14 protein-coding genes are annotated in these 14579 nt (G+C 66.9%); 12 read left to right on the forward strand and 2 right to left on the reverse strand.

Annotation, left to right across the window (positions count from 1 at the left end):
• Window positions 1–225: 225 nt before the first annotated feature.
• The 12 genes from ACFSCT_RS15605 (at window position 226) to thiD (ending at window position 11088) form a co-directional block, all read left to right on the forward strand.
• A complete protein-coding gene (locus ACFSCT_RS15605) occupies window positions 226–1515 on the forward strand; it encodes a lipoprotein-releasing ABC transporter permease subunit (RefSeq protein WP_379144223.1) in 1290 nt (429 codons plus the stop codon).
• On the forward strand, window positions 1508–2170 hold the full coding sequence (locus ACFSCT_RS15610) for an ABC transporter ATP-binding protein (RefSeq protein ID WP_379144226.1): 663 nt from the start codon (window positions 1508–1510) through the stop codon (window positions 2168–2170). Before ACFSCT_RS15605 ends, ACFSCT_RS15610 begins: the two co-directional genes overlap by 8 nt.
• Window positions 2171–2320: 150 nt before the next feature.
• A complete protein-coding gene (locus ACFSCT_RS15615) occupies window positions 2321–2827 on the forward strand; it encodes a phosphatase PAP2 family protein (RefSeq protein ID WP_379144229.1) in 507 nt (168 codons plus the stop codon).
• Window positions 2828–2970: 143 nt separating this feature from the next.
• Window positions 2971–4035, forward strand: a complete 1065-nt coding sequence (gene ada, locus ACFSCT_RS15620) for a bifunctional DNA-binding transcriptional regulator/O6-methylguanine-DNA methyltransferase Ada (RefSeq protein ID WP_379144231.1) — start codon at window positions 2971–2973, stop codon at window positions 4033–4035.
• A complete protein-coding gene (locus ACFSCT_RS15625; protein ID WP_379144232.1) occupies window positions 4032–4784 on the forward strand; it encodes a 2OG-Fe(II) oxygenase in 753 nt (250 codons plus the stop codon). The genes ada and ACFSCT_RS15625 overlap by 4 nt, the downstream gene beginning before the upstream one ends.
• Before the next feature lie 304 nt (window positions 4785–5088).
• Window positions 5089–6882, forward strand: coding sequence for a phosphomethylpyrimidine synthase ThiC (gene thiC, locus ACFSCT_RS15630; protein ID WP_379144234.1), 1794 nt, complete (start codon window positions 5089–5091; stop codon window positions 6880–6882).
• Window positions 6879–7817: an FAD-dependent oxidoreductase gene (locus ACFSCT_RS15635; RefSeq protein ID WP_379144236.1), complete on the forward strand. Its 939-nt coding sequence runs from the start codon at window positions 6879–6881 to the stop codon at window positions 7815–7817. Before thiC ends, ACFSCT_RS15635 begins: the two co-directional genes overlap by 4 nt.
• Window positions 7807–8004, forward strand: a complete 198-nt coding sequence (gene thiS, locus ACFSCT_RS15640; RefSeq protein ID WP_379144238.1) for a sulfur carrier protein ThiS — start codon at window positions 7807–7809, stop codon at window positions 8002–8004. Before ACFSCT_RS15635 ends, thiS begins: the two co-directional genes overlap by 11 nt.
• A 3-nt stretch (window positions 8005–8007) precedes the next feature.
• A complete protein-coding gene (locus tag ACFSCT_RS15645; RefSeq protein WP_379144240.1) occupies window positions 8008–8766 on the forward strand; it encodes a thiazole synthase in 759 nt (252 codons plus the stop codon).
• The gene (locus tag ACFSCT_RS15650; RefSeq protein ID WP_379144241.1) at window positions 8766–9377 is read left to right on the forward strand and encodes a thiamine phosphate synthase; all 612 of its coding nucleotides are present in this window, start codon (window positions 8766–8768) and stop codon (window positions 9375–9377) included. The genes ACFSCT_RS15645 and ACFSCT_RS15650 overlap by 1 nt, the downstream gene beginning before the upstream one ends.
• The gene (locus ACFSCT_RS15655) at window positions 9374–10339 is read left to right on the forward strand and encodes a ThiF family adenylyltransferase (protein WP_379144243.1); all 966 of its coding nucleotides are present in this window, start codon (window positions 9374–9376) and stop codon (window positions 10337–10339) included. The genes ACFSCT_RS15650 and ACFSCT_RS15655 overlap by 4 nt, the downstream gene beginning before the upstream one ends.
• Entirely contained in the window at window positions 10336–11088 is a 753-nt protein-coding gene (gene thiD / locus ACFSCT_RS15660) for a bifunctional hydroxymethylpyrimidine kinase/phosphomethylpyrimidine kinase (protein ID WP_379144245.1), read from the forward strand. The genes ACFSCT_RS15655 and thiD overlap by 4 nt, the downstream gene beginning before the upstream one ends.
• Here the strand turns inward: thiD and ACFSCT_RS15665 are convergent.
• Window positions 11085–11408, reverse strand: coding sequence for a DnaJ family domain-containing protein (locus ACFSCT_RS15665; protein WP_379144247.1), 324 nt, complete (start codon window positions 11406–11408; stop codon window positions 11085–11087). The two genes, thiD and ACFSCT_RS15665, sit on opposite strands and share 4 nt — an antisense overlap.
• Window positions 11408–14515: a valine--tRNA ligase gene (locus ACFSCT_RS15670; RefSeq protein WP_379144249.1), complete on the reverse strand. Its 3108-nt coding sequence runs from the start codon at window positions 14513–14515 to the stop codon at window positions 11408–11410. The genes ACFSCT_RS15665 and ACFSCT_RS15670 overlap by 1 nt, the downstream gene beginning before the upstream one ends.
• Between the last annotated feature and the right edge of the window lie 64 nt (window positions 14516–14579).

The raw sequence follows: 14579 nt of genomic DNA on the forward strand, positions 1-14579 counted from the left end.
TTTTCGCCACAGTGGCGCGGGCGCGCGGCATGGTCCATCGGTTTTCACCGCAAGACGCGCCCGACCCTGAGGCGCCCCCCCAATGCGCCCCCGGGCCGACCCCGAGGCAACGCCGAGGCGATCCCGGCCCGACCCCTGCGCGGACCACGGGCCGCCCCGCCTCACGCCGCCGTGGCTTGACCTCGGGCGGCGGCGGGGGCAGGGTCCGCGCGCATTTCCATAAGGTTGCCGATGACGCCCCGACCGTTCTCCCGTTACGAATTCCTGATCGCATGGCGCTATCTGCGCGCCCGCCGCGCGGAGGGCGGGGTCAGCGTGATGACCTGGATCAGCCTGATCGGTGTGGCGCTTGGGGTCGCGGCGCTGATCGCGACCCTGGCGGTCCGGGCCGGGTTTCGGGCCGAATTCGTCGATACGATCCTTGGCGCCAATGCGCATACCACCGTCTATCAACTGCCCATGCAGATCGCCGACGGGGTGACCGCGCCGGGCGTGATCAGCGATTATGACGCGCTGGCGGCCAAGATCGCCGCGCTGCCGGGCGTCACCCGCGCCACCCCGGTGGTGCGAGGACAGGTGATGGTGACGAACAACGACCGCTCGAACGTGGCCGAGGTTTACGGCCTTACCCTTGACGCGCTGAAGGCGATCCCGCGGGTCAACGATCCCGCGGTTGCGCAGGGCAATATCGAGGATTTCGACAAGGGCATCGCCATCGGTTCCGGCATCGCGCGCGAGCTTGGGGTGAATCTTGGCGACCGGATCCGGCTGATCTCGCCCGATGGGGCGCAGACCCCGATGGGGGTGACGCCGCGCATCAACGCCTATGAGGTCACTTATATCTTCACCGCCGGGCGCTATGACATCGACCGGACCCGGATCTATATGCCGCTGGCCGAGGCGCAAAGCTATTTCAACCGCGAGGATGTGGCCGACGAGATCGAGGTTTATGTCGGCGATCCCGAGCGTATCGACGACTGGACGCTGCCCTTGTTGCAGGCGGCCGGTGACGGGGCGCAGGTCTGGACCTGGCGGGACAGTTCCGGGTCGTTCCTGCGCGCGCTGGATATCGAGGATGACGTGATGTTCGTCATCCTTGCGGTGCTGGTGCTGATCGCGACGATGAACATCACCTCGGGCCTGATCATGCTGGTCAAGAACAAGGGCCGCGACATCGGCATTCTGCGCACCATGGGCCTGACCGAGGGCGCGGTGATGCGGGTGTTCTTCCTGTGCGGCGCCTTCACCGGCATCATCGGCACGATCGCGGGCGTGGTGCTTGGGGTGCTGTTCGCGCTGAACGTGTCGTCGATCATGGCGTTCGTCAACTGGATCAGCGGCGGCGGCGCATGGGATCCCTCGATCCGGGGGATCTACGAGTTGCCGGCGAAATTGCAGGCGTGGGATCTGTTCCGGGCGGTGGCGCTGGCGCTGTTCCTGTCCTTCGTCGTCACCATCTTTCCGGCTCGCCGCGCGGCGCGCATGAACCCGGTCGAGGCGCTGCGCTATGAGTGATGTTCTGACGCTTTCCGATGTGACCAAGACCTATAATCTTGGCACGCCCGCCGCCGTCGAGGTGCTGCGCGGTGTCGATCTGAGCATCGCCCGGGGCGAGGTCGTGGCGCTGGTCGCCCCCTCGGGGGCGGGGAAATCCACGCTTCTGCATATCGCCGGGCTGCTCGACACGCCCGACAGCGGGCAGGTGCTGCTGAATGGCCGTGACATGACCGGGCTTGGCGACCGGGCGCGAACCACCGCGCGGCGGGCCGAGCTTGGCTTTGTCTATCAGTTCCATCACCTGCTGCCGGAATTCAGCGCGGCCGAAAACATCATCCTGCCGCAGCTTGCCAATGGCGTCGGACAACGGGCCGCCGCCGCCCGCGCCGCCGACCTGTTGGGTCGGGTCGGTCTGTCGCATCGCGCCGACCACCGCCCGGCCGAACTGTCGGGGGGCGAGCAGCAGCGCGTCGCCTTTTGCCGGGCGCTGGCCAATCAGCCGGCGCTGTTGCTGGCCGACGAACCGACCGGAAACCTGGACCCCGAAACCTCGGACAAGGTTTTCGAGGTGCTGATGGCGCTGGTCCGCGAAACCGGTCTTTCGGCGCTGATCGCCACGCATAACCATCAGCTTGCCGCGCGCATGGACCGGGTCATCGGTCTGGGCGGGTGATCTGCGCGCGATTGGCGGGATGCCGCCGATCCAGGGCGATGGCTGCCGGTCGGGCTATGCCATTCCGGGCGCCGGGGCGTAGATGCAGGAAATGCCGCCAAGTCGGTTACGATAGCAGTCGGGCATGATACCAGTCGGTTATGATAAAGGATGTTCCCCGTGAAAGCTCTGGCCGCGCTCTGTGCCGTTTCGCTTGCTGTCCCCGCTGCGGCCGATCCGCTGGAAAGCTTCGGCACGGCGATGAAATACGGCCTGCCGCTGGCCGCCGCGGTCTGCGCGCAAAAGCAGCACCGGCTGGAGGATTTCGCGGTACGCGGGTTGATCCAGACGGCGCTGGTCTGGGGGATGAAGGAATATTTCGACGGGCAGCCGATCTCGCGCCGCCCGTCGGGCGAGGGCAAGGGCTTCCCCTCGGGCCATACCGCCGCTGCGAGTTTCGGCGCCGCCGATCTGGCCGGCAAATGCTTTGACGATCAGCCCGCGGCGGGTCTTGCCGCCTATGGCGCGGCCGGTCTGACCGGTTTCAGCCGCATCAGCGCGGGCGAACATACGCCGGCGCAGGTGTTTTCGGGCGCGCTGATCGGGATCAGCTTCGGGGCGGCGAATTTCGGCATCGGCACCGACGGGGCAAGCTTCAGCGTCGGGATGAAATTCTGACCCGCCCGCGCCATGGATAGCGGCCACGGTCACCGGCCCTGACGGACATGCGGATTTGAAAGCAAGGATCGGAGTGAGCCGCCCCGGCGCGCCGCCTATCTTCGCTTGCATGTTGTCACAAGGACCGGAAAGGTTGACTTGCCATGGAACACGAAATCTCGGTCACGGAACGCGACCCGCGCTGGCAAAGCGTCGTCGATCGCGACCCTGCAGCGGACGGCGCCTTCGTCTATGCGGTGGTGACCACGGGCGTTTATTGCCGCCCGTCATGCCCGTCGCGCGGGGCCAAACCCCGCAACGTGCGCTTTTTCACCACGGCCGCCGAGGCCGAGGCGGCGGGCTTTCGCCCCTGCCGGCGCTGTCATCCCAACGCGCAATCGCCCGCACAGGCGAATGCGGCGATCGTCGCCGCCGCCTGCCGGATGATCGAGACGGCCGATACCCCGCCGAAGCTAGACGAAATCGCCGCCGCGATGGGTGTCAGCCCGTCGCATTTCCACCGCCAGTTCAAGGCGATCACCGGGGTGACGCCGCGCGCCTATGGCGCCGCGCAGCGCGCTCGCAAGTTGAGGGCGGCGCTCGGGCGGTCCGATAACAGCGTCACCAGCGCGATCTATGATGCCGGCTATGGCTCGAACAGCCGGTTCTATGAGCGCGCGGGCGAGATGCTGGGGATGACGCCGACGATGTACCGCAAAGGCGGCAAGGATACCGACATCCGTTTTGCCATCGGGGAATGTTCGCTGGGGGCGATATTGGTCGCGCAAAGCGACAAGGGCATCTGCGCCATCGCGCTGGACGACGATCCCGAAAAGCTGGTGCGCGATCTGCAGGACCGGTTTCCGAACGCGAACCTGATCGGCGCCGATGCCGGGTTCGAGGCGCTGGTCGCCCGTGTCGTCGCCTTTGTCGAGGCGCCGGGCGTCGGCTTCGATCTGCCGCTGGATATTCGCGGCACCGCCTTTCAGCAACGGGTCTGGCAGGCGCTTCTGGCCATCCCGCCGGGCGCCACGGCCAGCTATGCCGATGTCGCGGAACGGATCGGGCGCCCCTCGGCGGTGCGGGCGGTGGCGCAGGCTTGCGGCGCAAATAACCTCGCCGTCGCCATTCCCTGTCACCGGGTGGTGCGCAGCGACGGCGCGCTGGCCGGCTATCGCTGGGGCGTCGATCGCAAGCGGGCGCTGTTGCTGAAAGAGGCGCAGGCATGAGCGTGGCTTTCGATCCGGCCGATGCAGGCCCGGCGGCGATGGATGCCGCCGCGGCGCGTCTGGCGAACCGCGACGGGGACGGGTTCACGGCGGAACTGGACGCGAACGGCTCTGCCCTGCTGAAAAACCTGCTGACCGCGGAGGAATGCGCCGCGATCGCCGGGCTTTATCCGCAAGAGGACCGGTTTCGCAGCCATATCCACATGGCGCGCCACGGTTTCGGCAAGGGAGAGTATCGGTATTTCAGATACCCGTTGCCGGATCTGGTGCAGGGGCTGCGCGGCGCGCTTTATCCGCATCTGGCCGGGCTTGCCAATCAGTGGAACGCCCGTATGGGGCAGGCGGCGCGGTTTCCCGCCCGGCATGCCGAATATCTGGCCGCCTGTCACCGGGCTGGCCAGACCCGCCCGACGCCGCTGCTGCTGCAATACGTCGCGGGGGATTTCAACTGCTTGCATCAGGACCTGTACGGCGATCTGGCCTTTCCGATGCAGGTCGCCATCCTTCTGTCGGACCCCGGCCGCGATTTCACTGGCGGCGAATTCGTCCTGACCGAGCAGCGCCCCCGCATGCAAAGCCGCGCCGAGGTGGTGCCGCTGACGCTGGGCGATGCCGTGGCCTTCGCGGTTCACAACCGGCCCGTGAAAGGCGCCAAGGGGTATTACCGCGTGAACATGCGTCACGGCGTCAGCCGGGTCCGCAGTGGACAGCGCCACACGCTGGGCATTATCTTTCACGATGCGAAATAGCCGGTCACCGATCCATCCGCCCCATTGACCGGGCGCGAGGAATAGGTAGTATCGCGCCTACGTCAGGGGAGTCCCGCCTTGGGGACTGAGAGGCTGACAAGACATGCCGTCAGGCATATCCGGTGAAGCGACCCTTTGAACCTGACCCAGTTGATGCTGGCGTAGGAAGACCGAAGGGCGATTCCCCCAAATCCACGACGGGGCGGTCCTTTCGGGCCGATGGGCCCTTTTGCGCAAATCCGCGCGGGCCCGATGGCCTGCTTCTTGCCGTTTCACTTGGGTCTTTTCGCAAGAGGAGACCGATATGAAAGACACCGTCCCCACCATCACCACCGGCCCGCTGCCCGCCTCGCGCAAGGTCTATCTGCAAGGCAGGATCCACGACATCCGCGTGCCGCTGCGCGAGATCGAGATCGCGACCGAGGAAAACCTGCGGGTCTATGACAGTTCCGGCCCCTATACCGACGCGGACCGCGCCGTCGCCATCGCCGACGGGCTGCCGGATGTCCGCGGCCGCTGGTTGCTGGACCGGGGCGATATCGAAAGCTATGCCGGGCGCGCGGTGACCTCGGCCGACAACGGTTTCGCCACCGGCACCCGGCTGACCCCGGCCTTCCCGCTGTCGCGGCCGCCGCTGCGGGCGCGGGGCGACCGCGCGGTCACCCAGCTTGCCTATGCGCGTGCCGGTGTCATCACCCCCGAGATGGAATTCGTCGCGATCCGCGAGAACGAGGGCCGCAGCGCCGCCTATCTGCGCGATGGCGACGCGATGGGCGCCGATCTGCCCGATCTGGTGACGCCGGAATTCGTCCGCCGCGAGATCGCCGAGGGCCGCGCCATCATCCCCGCGAACATCAACCACCGCGAGCTTGAGCCGATGATCATCGGCCGCAATTTCAAGGTCAAGATCAACGCCAATATCGGCAATTCGGCCGTCACCTCGTCGATGGAGGAAGAGGTCGAAAAGATGGTCTGGGCGATCCGCTGGGGTGCCGATACGGTCATGGACCTGTCGACGGGCCGCAACATCCACAACATCCGCGACTGGATCATCCGCAACGCGCCCGTGCCGATCGGCACCGTGCCATTGTATCAGGCGCTGGAAAAGGTTGGCGGCGTGGCCGAGGACCTGACCTGGGAAATCTTCCGCGACACGCTGATCGAACAGGCCGAACAGGGGGTGGATTACTTCACCATCCATGCCGGCGTGCGGCTGCACATGATCCCGATGACCGCGAAACGGGTGACCGGGATTGTGTCGCGCGGCGGCTCGATCATGGCGAAATGGTGCCTGCATCATCACCGCGAGAGCTTTCTTTATGAACATTTCGACGAGATCTGCGACATCATGCGCGCCTATGACGTCAGCTTCAGTCTAGGCGACGGGCTGCGCCCCGGCTCGATCGCCGACGCCAATGACGAGGCGCAATTCGCCGAGCTGCGCACCTTGGGTGAGCTGACCAAGATCGCCTGGGCCAAGGACTGTCAGGTGATGATCGAGGGGCCGGGCCATGTGCCGATGCACAAGATCAAGGCCAATATGGACGAGCAGTTGAAGCATTGCGACGAGGCGCCGTTCTATACGCTCGGGCCGCTGACCACCGATATCGCGCCCGGCTATGACCACATCACCAGCGCCATCGGGGCGGCGATGATCGGTTGGTTCGGAACCGCGATGCTGTGCTATGTCACGCCCAAGGAACATCTGGGTCTGCCCGACCGGGATGACGTGAAAACCGGGGTCATCACCTACAAGCTTGCCGCCCATGCCGCCGATCTGGCCAAGGGGCATCCGGGTGCGCGGCTGCGTGACGACGCGATCAGCCGGGCGCGGTTCGAATTCCGCTGGCAGGACCAGTTCAACATCGGGCTTGATCCCGACACCGCCCGGGAAATGCATGACGAAACCATGCCGGCCGAGGCGCATAAGCTGGCGCATTTCTGTTCCATGTGCGGGCCGAAATTCTGCTCGATGCGAATCAGCCATGACATCCGGGCCGAGGCCGAGAAACAGGCCGGGATGGAGCGGATGGCCGAACGGTTCCGTGAGGAGGGCGCGCTGTATCTGCCGGCGGACAGCGTGGAGCGGGTCGAATGATCTCGGTCCTTGGGGCGGGGGTGGCGGGGCTTTGTGCCGCCACCGCGCTTGCCGAACAGGGGCTGGCGGTCGAGGTGATCCTGCCCGACGATGCGCCGCGCCCGGCCTCGGCGCTGGCCGGCGGCATGCTGGCCCCGTTCTGCGAGGGCGAGATCGCGCCCGAGGTCGTGGTCGCGCGCGGGCAGGAGGCGATCGGCTGGTGGGCGGCGCGGGTCCAAAGCGTCAGGGCGCGGGGCACGCTGGTCCTTGCCCCGCCGCGCGATCAGGCCGAGCTTGACCGGTTCGCGCGGGCGACGCGCGGCCATGAATGGGTGCGTCCCGAGGCGCTGGAACCGGAACTCGCGGGCCGTTTCGCGCGCGGGCTGTTCTTTGGCGCCGAGGCGCATCTGGACCCGGCCGAGGCGCTGGCCACGCTGCGCGCGGGGTTGAAGGCGCGGGGGGTGCGGTTTCATCCCGGCCCCCCCCGCGGCACCCGTCTGGTCGATTGCCGCGGCCTTGGCGCCCGCGACCGGCTGGCCGACCTGCGCGCGGTGCGGGGCGAGATGGTCGAAGTTCTGGCGCCCGAGGTGACGCTGTCGCGGCCCGTGCGGCTTCTGCACCCACGCTTTCCCTGCTATATCGTTCCGCGCGGCGGCGGCCGGTTCATGATCGGCGCGACCATGATCGAAAGCAGCCGACCCGGCGGTGTCACGGCGCGGGCGGTGATGGAGCTTCTGTCGGCGGCCTATGCCGTCGATCCCGCCTTTGCCGAGGCCGAGCTTATCGGCACCGGGGCCGGGCTGCGCCCCGCCTTCCCCGACAATGTCCCGCGCCTGCGACAGGACGGCGACCGCATCCATCTGAACGGCATGTATCGGCATGGCTTTCTGATGGCGCCCGCCCTGGCCGGCGATCTGGCGCGGCTGATGACGAAAGAACTGACCCATGCAGATTGAACTGAACGGCCTGCCCGTCACCACCGATGCCGCGACCCTCGAGGCGCTGATCGCCGAACGGGGGCTTGACGCGGGTTCGGTCGCGACCGCCCTGAACGGCGCTTTCGTGCCGCGCGGCATGCGCCCCGCGACCCCGCTGATCCCGGGCGCGAAGGTCGAAGTCCTGTCACCGATGCAGGGAGGATAGGGGATGTTCTACAACGTTGATCTTGACAGCCGGCTGATGCTGGGCACCGCGCAATACCCTTCGCCCGAGGTGCTGCGGGCCGCGATCGCGGCCTCGGGTGCCGGCGTGATCACCGTCTCGCTGCGGCGCGAGGGCCGCGAGGGGGCGGATTTCCGCGCCATACTGGCCGAAAGCGGCGCCCGCATCCTGCCCAATACCGCCGGCTGCCACACCGTGCGCGAGGCCGTGACCACCGCGCAGATGGCGCGCGAGGTTTTCGGCACGGCCTGGATCAAGCTTGAGGTGATCGGCCATGCCGACACGCTGCAACCCGACCCCTTCGCGCTGGTCGAGGCGGCGCGCATCCTGTCCGCCGATGGCTTCGAGGTTTTCCCATATACGACTGAGGACCTGATCGTCGGCGAAAGGCTGATCGAGGCGGGGTGCCGCGTCCTGATGCCATGGGGGGCGCCGATCGGCTCGGGGCAGGGGTTGCGGAACCGCGCGGGGTTGGCCAGCATGCGGGCCCATTTCCCCGATGTTCCGCTGGTCGTCGATGCCGGTATCGGCACGCCCTCGCAGGCGATGGCGGCGATGGAGATGGGCTTTGACGCGGTGCTGCTGAACACCGCCGTCGCCATGGCCCGCGATCCCGTCGCCATGGCCCGCGCCTTTGGTCAGGCGGTCGCGGCCGGGCGGATCGCCTGTCAGGCCGGGCTGATGCCGCAGCGCGAGATGGCCGTGGCCTCGACCCCGGTTTTCGGCATGGCGGAGCTGGTCTGATGTGGCGTCCGGATCCGTTCTATCTGATCGTCGCGGATGCCGATGCGCTCGGCCGTCTGGTGCCGCTTGGGGTCCGGTTGGTGCAATTGCGCTTGAAGGACCAGCCCGAGGCCGAGACGCGCCGCCAGATCGGTTTGTCCCGCGACATCTGCGCCGCCCATGGCGCGCAGCTTGTCGTCAACGACCACTGGCAGGCGGCGCTGGATCTGGGCTGCGATTTCGTGCATCTGGGGCAAGAGGATATGGACAGCGCCGATTTCACGGCGCTGCGTCGCGGCGGGGTGCGGTTCGGCCTGTCGACCCATGACGAAGCCGAGCTTGACCGGGCGCTGGCGCTGGCGCCCGCCTATGTCGCGCTGGGGCCGGTCTATCCGACGCTTTTGAAAAAGATGAAATGGGGGCCGCAGGGGCTGGACCGCGTGCGCCGCTGGAAAGCCGCGGCCGGGGCGACGCCCTTGGTCGGGATCGGCGGTCTGACGCCCGAGCGCCTGCCGGGCCTGTTCGCGGCCGGGGCGGACAGCGCGGCGGTGGTCACCGACATCCAGCAGGCCGCCGATCCGGTGGCGCGTTGCCGCGAATGGATCCTCGCCACAAGGGAATGCGCGGTATGAGCCGCTATGCCCGTCAGATCTGCCTGCCCGGCGTCGGCGCGGCCGGACAGGCGCGGCTGGCCAAGGCCCGGGTTCTGGTGGTCGGCGCCGGCGGATTGGGGGCAAGCCTGCTGCCGGCGCTGGCGGGTGCGGGGATCGGGGAGTTGACGATCATCGACGGTGATCGCGTCGAGGAAAGCAACCTGCATCGCCAGACCCTGTTCCGCATGTCCGATCTGGGCCGTCCGAAAGCCGAGGTCGCCGCCGAAACCCTGACCGGGTTGAACCCCGATTGCCGGATCGTGCCGGTCGTGGGCTGGCTTGATCCCGCAAACGCCCACGCATTCCTGCGGGGCGCGGATGTGGTGGTCGATGCCGCCGACATGTTCGCGGTGACCTATGTGCTGTCCGATCTGTGCCATGCGCTGCGAAAGCCGCTGATCAGCGCCTCGGTTCTGGGAACGGCCGGTTATGTCGGCGGGTTCTGCGGCGGCGCGCCCAGCTATCGCGCGGTTTTTCCCGACCTTCCGGCGCAATTGCAGAGCTGCGCCACCGGCGGCGTGATGGGTCCGGCGGTTGCGACAATGGGCGCGTTGCAGGCGCAGATGTGTCTGGCTATTGTTCTTGGGCACAGGCCCAGCCCGCTGGGGCAGGTGATCTCGGTCGATCTGGGGAACTGGCGGCTGTCCGGCTTTCGCTTTGATTTCGCACCCGAGCCCCCCCGTCCCACCCCCGCCATCGTCGCGGAACCGGACCTGCGCAAGGATGATCTGGTCATAGAACTGCGCGGAGCCGAGGAATTGCCAGTTTCACGATTGCCCATGGCGGCGCGGCTGACCGCCGAGGAAATCGCCCGGCTTGAGCCCCGGCAGGATCAGCGCGTGGTGTTCGTCTGCGCGACCGGGCTGCGGGCATGGCGGGGGGCCACGGCGTTGGCGGCGCGCGGGCATCCGGACGTGGCGATACTGGCGGACCGAGGATGAGCGCGCCGGTCCTGATCATCGGCGGCATGGATTCAAGCGGCGGCGCCGGGGTTCTGCGCGATGCGGCGACGGTCGCGGCTCTTGGCGGCGACAGCCGTGTCGCCGTGACCGCGGTCACCGCACAAAGCGACCGCGCGGTCAGTGCCGTCCATATGGTGCCCCCGGCGGTGGTCGCCGCCCAGATCATCACCGCCGCGCAAGGGCCGATCGGCGCGGCCAAGGTCGGGATGCTGGTAACGCGCCGGATCGTCGAGACGGTGGCCGAGGTTCTGCCCGACGCGCCCTTGGTCCTTGATCCGGTGATCCGATCCTCATCCGGCCGCACGCTTCTGGATTCGGGCGGGGTCAGGGCGCTGATCGCGACGCTTCTGCCGCGCACGACCGTGCTGACCCCCAATCTGCCCGAGCTGGCGGCGCTGGCGGCCCAGGTCGACCTTGCGGCGGATGCGGCGGAACCGGCGATCGCCCGCGCGCTGCTGGCGCAGGGTTGTCAGGCGGTGCTGGTCAAGGGCGGTCATGCCGATGCCGGCGATATGGCCGAGGATCGACTTTATCTGGGCGGCGGCGATCCGATCCGCCTGACTGCGCCCCGGATCGGGATCCGCCTGCGCGGCACCGGCTGCTTTCTGGCCAGCGCCATCGCCCTTTATCTGGCGCGCGGCGACAGTATCCCGGAGGCGGCGGGACGGGCGAAGCAGGACATGCAGGCGCGCTTTGTCAGCGTTGCGACGGCGGCCGAGCCGGGCTAGCCGCGGGTAAATTTGCGCCGCGCATCCTGCGCAATGCCGTGCTGCATCTCCAACAGGGCGATCTCGCGCATCGCGGCGCGGCGTTCGGCCGGGTCCTCGAGTGACCGCAGCACGTCCCATGCCGCGATCAGCTTCTTTTTCAACAGGATTTCTTCGGGGACGGCGCCGGCTTCGGCGGCGATCCGGTTCAACGTGTCGTCGGTCGTCTCGCGCAGGGTGGCCGGGTCAAGCGGGCGGCCTTCGCCGGCAAGCCCCTTCAGCTCGCCCCGCGCGGCGGCCGCGTCGATCCTGCGCCGGGCAAGATCGTCGAACCATGCCATTACAGCGCCTTCAACTGCGCAAGCGCGGCGCGGGTCCGGGCCAGATCGTCGTCGAGTGCCCGCAATTTCTCGCGGGTTTCCTCGATCACCTCGGGGTCGGCGTGCTCGGCGAACCGGGGGTTGTCCAGACGCTTGCGCAGACCATCGGCATCCTTCGTGGTCTTTGCCGCCGATTTTTCCAGCCGTGCGGCCTCGGCACCCGCGTCGATCACATCGCCGATCGGCAGCGCAAAGGACGCGCCCGGAGCGGCGACGGCGATCATCCCCTTGGCCGCCGCGCCGTCGACGGGCGCGTTGACGCGGGCCAGACGCTCGATCAGGGGCGCGTTGGCGGCAAGCGCGGCGCGGGCGGCATCGTCGGCCTCGGTCACGATCAGATCGAGCTTCGCGCCGGCCGGAACGCCCATCTGGGCACGGGCCGAGCGGATGGTTTCGATCAGTGTGATGACCCAGTTCATCTGGCGGTCGGCATCGGCGTCGATCAACTCGGCCCCATAGACCGGCCAATCGCCCCAGACCAGCATCTTTGGCCGATCCCCGGTCAGCGCCCACAGTTCTTCGGTCACGAAAGGCATGATCGGGTGCAGCATCAGGAAGCACTGGTCCAGCACCCAGCCCATGGTGGCGCGGGTTTCGTCGGCATATTCGCCGTCGAACAGGGGTTTCGAGAACTCCACATACCAGTCGCAGACCTTACCCCAGACAAAGCCGTAAAGCCCGGTTGCGACATCGTTGAAGCGATAGCTTTCCAGAGCCTCGTCGGTGGCCTGACGGATGCGGGCGACCTCGCCGATGATCCAGCGGTTGACGGTGTGGCGCGGGTTCGGGCGCTCGCCGCCGCCGCGCACGCCGTTCATTTCGGCGAAACGGGTGGCGTTCCAGATCTTGGTGACGAAATTGCGGTTCGCCTCGACATGTTTCGGCGCCAGCTTCGGGTCGCGGCCCATCGCGGCCATGCTGGTCAAGGTGAACCGCATGGCGTCGGCGCCGAATTCGTCGATCAGCACCAAGGGGTCGATGACGTTGCCTTTCGACTTCGACATCTTGGCGCCCTTTTCGTCGCGCACCAGCCCGTGGACATAGACGGTGTGGAAGGGGACCTGTCCGGTGACTTCCAACTGCATCATCATCATCCGGGCGACCCAGAAGAAGATGATGTCAAAGCCGGTGACCAGCACATCGGTCGGGAAATACTTGCGCATTTCCGGCGTGTCCTCCGGCCAGCCGAGCGTGCCGATGGGCCAGAGACCCGAGGAAAACCACGTATCCAGCACATCGGGGTCGCGCCAGACCGGATAGACCAATTTCGTCGGATCCTGCGACAGGTTGTAATCGGCCAGCCCCTGCGCAAAGGCGTCGACCGCCGCCTGACGGTCGGCGACCTCGATCACGCGGGCGACCTCCAGCGGTTGCGGCAGACCGGCGATGTCGTCGCGGAATTTTTCCCGCACCGCGTCGAAATCCGGCGCGGCGTGGTGGAAATCGCCCTTCTGAACCAGACCTTCGACCAGAAGCTCGAACAGCTCGACCTCATCCAGCGCGCCGTCGCCGTCGTCATCCTCGAAAGCGGGGGGCTGCAGGTCCAACCCGTACCAGACCGGGATCTGATGCCCCCACCACAACTGGCGCGAGATCGTCCACGGCTCGATATTTTCCAGCCAGTTGAAATAGACCTTTTTGTGCTGTTCCGGCAGGATCTGGGTGCGGCCGTCGCGGACCGCCTCCAGCGCCGGGCCGACGATGCGTGCGGTATCGACGAACCACTGATCGGTCAGCATCGGCTCGATCACCACGCCGGAACGGTCGCCGAACGGCTGCATGATCGGTTTGGCGTCGACCAGCGGGCGGCGTTCCAGATGCTCGGCCCCGGTTTCCTTGTCGATTTCCTTGTGCAGATAGGTGACCGCCAGCCCCTCGGCGTTGATCTGGTCGATCACGCGGCTGCGGGCGTCATAGCGGTCAAGGCCGCGCAGATCCTCGGGCACCAGATTCACGTTTGAGACGTCGCCCACATCCTCGCCCCGGGCGGCGCGGGTGGCGATTTCGGCGCTTTCCTCATAGGACAGACCGTCCTCGCGCATCGCGCCCTTGGTATCCATCAGCGCGTAAAGCGGGATGTTGTTGCGGGTCGCGACGCCGTAGTCGTTGAAGTCATGCGCGCCGGTGATCTTGACCGCGCCCGAGCCGAAATCGGGGTCTGGATAATCGTCGGTGATGATCGGGATCAGGCGCCGGTTCTCCTTGGGCCCAACCGGAATTTCGACCAGTTTTCCGACGATTGGCGCATAACGTTGATCCGATGGGTGAGCCGCGACCGCGCCGTCGCCCAGCATGGTTTCGGGGCGCGTGGTGGCGATCGAGATATAGTCGCGGGTCTCGCGCAGGGTGACGTTGCCGTCTTCGTCACGCTCGACATATTCATAGGTCTCGGGTTCGCCAGTGTCAGGATTGGCCGCCAGCGGGTATTTGAAATGCCACATATGGCCGGGGGTTTCGCGGTTCTCGACCTCCAGATCGGAAATCGCGGTCTCGAAATGCGGGTCCCAGTTCACCAGCCGCTTGCCGCGATAGATGATGCCCTTGTCGTAAAGATCGACAAAGACCCGGATCACCGCGTCGTGGAAATTGCCTTCCTGACCTGCGGGCGCGCCGGGGGCGCCGGACATGGTGAAGGCGTTCCGCGACCAGTCGCAAGAGGCGCCGAGGCGCTTCAACTGGTTGATGATGGTATCGCCGGATTCCTGCTTCCACGCCCAGATCTTTTCGACAAAAGCCTCGCGCCCGATCTGCCGCCGGTTCGGCTCCTGCCGCTCGGCCATGCGGCGTTCGACCACCATCTGCGTGGCGATGCCGGCATGGTCCTGACCGGGTTGCCACAGCGTGTCGAAGCCGCGCATTCGGTGCCAGCGGACCAGAATATCCTGCAGCGTGTTGTTCAGCGCGTGGCCGATATGCAGGCTGCCGGTCACGTTCGGGGGCGGGATCATCACGGTAAAGGTCTCGGCCCGCGAGGCATTGGCCCCGGCGGCGAAGGCATCGGTCTTTTCCCACTCGGCCGCGATCCGCGCCTCGGCGGAAGTGGCGTCGAAACTTTTATCCATGGTCATCGGCGTTCCCCTTGTCGGGCCATGGTCTAATGCCTGCGCGCGCCAAGGCCAAGGGTGTTTGGAA

This window comes from Paracoccus pacificus (assembly GCF_042680785.1).
GTDB classification, from domain to species: domain Bacteria; phylum Pseudomonadota; class Alphaproteobacteria; order Rhodobacterales; family Rhodobacteraceae; genus Paracoccus; species Paracoccus pacificus.

Excerpts from the sequence above, each read along its gene's own strand:
- ACFSCT_RS15610 (WP_379144226.1), top strand. The coding sequence starts at position 1,508 with ATGAGTGATGTTCTGACGCTTTCCGATGTGACCAAGACCTATAATCTT.
- ACFSCT_RS15615 (WP_379144229.1), top strand. The coding sequence starts at position 2,321 with ATGTTCCCCGTGAAAGCTCTGGCCGCGCTCTGTGCCGTTTCGCTTGCT.
- ada (WP_379144231.1), top strand. The coding sequence starts at position 2,971 with ATGGAACACGAAATCTCGGTCACGGAACGCGACCCGCGCTGGCAAAGC.
- ACFSCT_RS15625 (WP_379144232.1), top strand. The coding sequence starts at position 4,032 with ATGAGCGTGGCTTTCGATCCGGCCGATGCAGGCCCGGCGGCGATGGAT.
- thiC (WP_379144234.1), top strand. The coding sequence starts at position 5,089 with ATGAAAGACACCGTCCCCACCATCACCACCGGCCCGCTGCCCGCCTCG.
- ACFSCT_RS15635 (WP_379144236.1), top strand. The coding sequence starts at position 6,879 with ATGATCTCGGTCCTTGGGGCGGGGGTGGCGGGGCTTTGTGCCGCCACC.
- thiS (WP_379144238.1), top strand. The coding sequence starts at position 7,807 with ATGCAGATTGAACTGAACGGCCTGCCCGTCACCACCGATGCCGCGACC.
- ACFSCT_RS15645 (WP_379144240.1), top strand. The coding sequence starts at position 8,008 with ATGTTCTACAACGTTGATCTTGACAGCCGGCTGATGCTGGGCACCGCG.
- ACFSCT_RS15650 (WP_379144241.1), top strand. The coding sequence starts at position 8,766 with ATGTGGCGTCCGGATCCGTTCTATCTGATCGTCGCGGATGCCGATGCG.
- ACFSCT_RS15655 (WP_379144243.1), top strand. The coding sequence starts at position 9,374 with ATGAGCCGCTATGCCCGTCAGATCTGCCTGCCCGGCGTCGGCGCGGCC.
- thiD (WP_379144245.1), top strand. The coding sequence starts at position 10,336 with ATGAGCGCGCCGGTCCTGATCATCGGCGGCATGGATTCAAGCGGCGGC.
- ACFSCT_RS15665 (WP_379144247.1), bottom strand. The coding sequence starts at position 11,408 with ATGGCATGGTTCGACGATCTTGCCCGGCGCAGGATCGACGCGGCCGCC.
- ACFSCT_RS15670 (WP_379144249.1), bottom strand. The coding sequence starts at position 14,515 with ATGACCATGGATAAAAGTTTCGACGCCACTTCCGCCGAGGCGCGGATC.